4 protein-coding genes are annotated in these 3168 nt (G+C 42.8%); 2 read left to right on the plus strand and 2 right to left on the minus strand.

Annotated features, from left to right (window positions below):
* Window positions 1–96 precede the first annotated feature (96 nt).
* Entirely contained in the window at window positions 97–303 is a 207-nt protein-coding gene (locus VHA02S_RS24430) for a hypothetical protein (RefSeq protein ID WP_005444646.1), read from the minus strand.
* A gap of 151 nt (window positions 304–454) precedes the next feature.
* Window positions 455–1144, minus strand: coding sequence for an SDR family oxidoreductase (locus VHA02S_RS24435; protein WP_038899686.1), 690 nt, complete (start codon window positions 1142–1144; stop codon window positions 455–457).
* Between the two features lie 280 nt (window positions 1145–1424).
* Here VHA02S_RS24435 and VHA02S_RS24440 point away from each other — a divergent pair, with 280 nt between their 5' ends.
* Window positions 1425–2348, plus strand: coding sequence for a histone deacetylase family protein (locus tag VHA02S_RS24440; protein WP_017189346.1), 924 nt, complete (start codon window positions 1425–1427; stop codon window positions 2346–2348).
* Window positions 2349–2457: 109 nt separating this feature from the next.
* The gene (locus tag VHA02S_RS26230) at window positions 2458–2616 is read left to right on the plus strand and encodes a hypothetical protein (protein WP_169786523.1); all 159 of its coding nucleotides are present in this window, start codon (window positions 2458–2460) and stop codon (window positions 2614–2616) included.
* The last annotated feature ends 552 nt before the right edge of the window (window positions 2617–3168 follow it).

The raw sequence follows: 3168 nt of genomic DNA on the forward strand, positions 1-3168 counted from the left end.
CCTAGCATCTCGAGGTTACGTAGGTAGAAAGCGTCTAAATAATCAATAAGCGAAGCGGCACCTGGAGCGCCGCTTTTTGTCATTTATGGATCGCTGCTAATCAAATAGCTCCCCATTACTTTGTATCGCACCGCGCACATCATCTTGCGTTAAAACACGCTTTCCTAAATCTTGCTTTACTTGTCGTCCCAAGTCGACAAGCGTGTCTCGGTTCGCTTGAGTTTGACGTTTACCTGCACTTCTCAAGCAGTAATTGAGCTCATGATCTTCACTGAAATTGACCAGATCTTTATCTGCAGCCATGGTTACTCTCCTTAGTGGTCGATATCCTCACTAAGTCTGGATAGGAATGAGTGAAATTCAAGTAAAGTGATGAGATAAAGAAGGGGGGATAGAAAGATCACGACACGATTAGATTGTCGTGACCCAACTTTAAGCTATTGATTGCGAAAGATTACCAAGGAAGCATGGTTCCGTCGTAGTTGATGAACTGACCAGAATTTTCCTGCGAGCTTTGCTCTATTACTTTTGCAAGACCTGCTGCGGAGGTTTGAGTATCGATAAGGGCGTTTGGTCCGCCCATTGCTGTTTGTACCCAACCAGGGTGTAGAGCGAGTACGGTAAAACCTTCTCCTGTTAAATCATTACTTAAGCTTTTTACTACTGAGTTTAGTGCAGCTTTAGAAGAGCGATAGATGTAACCTCCTCCAGAGGTATTTTCTGTCATGCTGCCAACTTTAGAAGAGATACATGCGATCTTCTTAGTTGTCCCTTTTTTCATTACAGGATAGAAGCTCTCGACAAGCTTTAAGGGCGCGATCGTATTTATCTCGAATACTTGACGCCATTCATCAACGTCTGTATTCCCAAAACCATAACCTTTCGGTCCGTAATACCCAGCATTGTTGATCAGCAGATCGATAGCAGGGAGTTGGTTAGCTAACTCAGTGACATCATCGTAATTTGTGACGTCTAACTCATGCAAAGTTAACGTGTCATAGTTTGATGCTAACGCTTGCAGATCTTTGCTTTCTGCTAGATTGCGACTGGTCGCATGTACGTGAGCACCTTGTTGTAAATACAGTGCTGTTAGGCTCAAACCTATGCCGCGATTTGCTCCGGTGATAAAGACTGTCTGACTCATGGGTGTGCCTATCTGTGTGATTCAATTAGGTGATATAGAAGTAGATCATTGTGTTAGCTCAGAGCAATAAAATCAACCAGCCACCAAGCTCCAACCATCATTGACATGAAAAGCGATATCGCGCAAAAAGAGCCAAAGAAAGCGCCAAGGATCGTATATAACGTTTTGTTCATAATGAAAGGAAATTAACTGATATTGAAAATCATTATCAATTAATTTCCTTTTTAATCAACTCTTGGAGTTGGTACTATTTCACAATGATTGTTGAAAAGAATGTCTCATGTTGCCACTGATCTATCATCCCATCTACTCACAACTGGAACTGCCGGAAGGTCACCGTTATCCAATTATGAAGTACCAATACCTTTATCAAGCGGTGAAGGACAAGTTGGTTCAACAAGATTGGGGACAACATATCGAATTTTCCCAACCTCAACCGCTTAACGTGGATGAGATCAAGCTGGTTCATAGTGGGGAGTATGTGGATTTGCTTGTTAGTGGTGATATGCCGGCAGCTAAAATGCGTCGAATAGGATTTCCTTGGAGTGAGACCTTAGTCTCGCGGACGCTTATGTCGACAGCGGGCACCGTTTTGACTGCAGAAAAGGCATTAGAGCACGGTGTCGCGATTCACCTTAGCGGTGGCTACCATCATGCGCATAAAGATTTTGGAAGTGGTTTTTGTCTATTCAATGATTTGGTGATCGCGGCAAAACACATGCTGGAGACAGAGCACGTAGACAAAGTGCTTATTATTGATAGCGATGTGCACCATGGTGATGGTACTGCAACTTTATGTGCAGACGAGCTTGATATCATCACCCTGTCTTTCCATTGTGATAAGAACTTTCCCGCGAGGAAACCGGATTCAGATCTCGACGTTCCGTTGAGCCGAGGAACCAGTGACGATACTTTCTTAATGACGTTTAAAGAAGTGGTTGAAATGGCGCTCAACCTGCACCGCCCGGATATGGTTATCTATGATGCGGGTGTAGATATACATACCGACGATGAACTTGGTTATTTTGACGTATCCACGCAAGGGATATATGAACGAGACCGTTTCATAATGCAGTTGATGAAAGATAAAGGGATTCCTGTTGCCGCTGTTGTTGGTGGTGGGTATCGAAGTAATCACTCAGATTTAGTACCCATTCACATGCAGCTTATCAATGCCGCAGAAAGCGTATATAAACCACGATAGTAGAACCAATGATTGTGAAAGGTGAGGCACTGATGTCTCACCTTTTTTATTGTGGCAAGCCTAAGACCTATACTTAAGGTGAGTATTGTCAAAAAAGAGGCGGCAGCGTATGGATTTTACGGAAAAGCTGCGTTTGCGGGAGAAAGCAATCGAAGACCTATATTTTACAGAAGTTGATAAAAAGTTAATCGAAGCTTTGCATGAAAAGCAAAATCAAGAAGGGTTAACCAAGTCGCGAGAATGCGATGAAGACGACATCAATAATTAACGGGTTTTACACTTGATTGGGATGTTAAGATGGGAATCCTTTCCCTTTTTATTTTCCTAGCCTTTGACGTTGTCTAAGCAACAAATAGATGGATTTAGCACATGCCAGAAAGAGAGTCCTGTCATTTGCCGAGATAAATATTAGGCTAGCTGTAACCTTAGCAACAGTTATAAACACCTTATAATTCGCCTAATAATAAATGTAAGTCACTCTCAAGGTACACCTACACTTCAGGTTGTGGGCTTTTTTCTTATCAGTTGAGGAGTGGTAAATGTTTGGAGTAGTGGCACTCTTTTTGATTCGCATCGCAACGAACATTTCTAAGAGTGGCTATGTATCGAGGTTGTACTCAACTAGGGATTTAGAAATCCCGTAATTCTCCGAGCGCTAAAACGATAAAAGCTCGTTGATTTCTCGACGAGCTTTTTAAATGTGGCTGAGTGCGGGGACGCCTAGTCCGAGGTTGCGCTCAACTAGGGATTTAGAAATCCCGCAATTTTCCAAACGCTAAAACGACGAAAGCCCGCTGATTTCTCAACGGGCTTTCTAAAT

It is taken from the genome of Vibrio harveyi NBRC 15634 = ATCC 14126 = KCTC 12724 (assembly GCF_001591145.1).
Lineage (GTDB): Bacteria > Pseudomonadota > Gammaproteobacteria > Enterobacterales > Vibrionaceae > Vibrio > Vibrio harveyi.

Bases quoted from the DNA above. Each gene is read 5' to 3' on its own strand.
- VHA02S_RS24430 (WP_005444646.1), bottom strand. From the start codon at position 303: ATGGCTGCAGATAAAGATCTGGTCAATTTCAGTGAAGATCATGAGCTC.
- VHA02S_RS26230 (WP_169786523.1), top strand. From the start codon at position 2,458: ATGGATTTTACGGAAAAGCTGCGTTTGCGGGAGAAAGCAATCGAAGAC.
- VHA02S_RS24440 (WP_017189346.1), top strand. From the start codon at position 1,425: ATGTTGCCACTGATCTATCATCCCATCTACTCACAACTGGAACTGCCG.
- VHA02S_RS24435 (WP_038899686.1), bottom strand. From the start codon at position 1,144: ATGAGTCAGACAGTCTTTATCACCGGAGCAAATCGCGGCATAGGTTTG.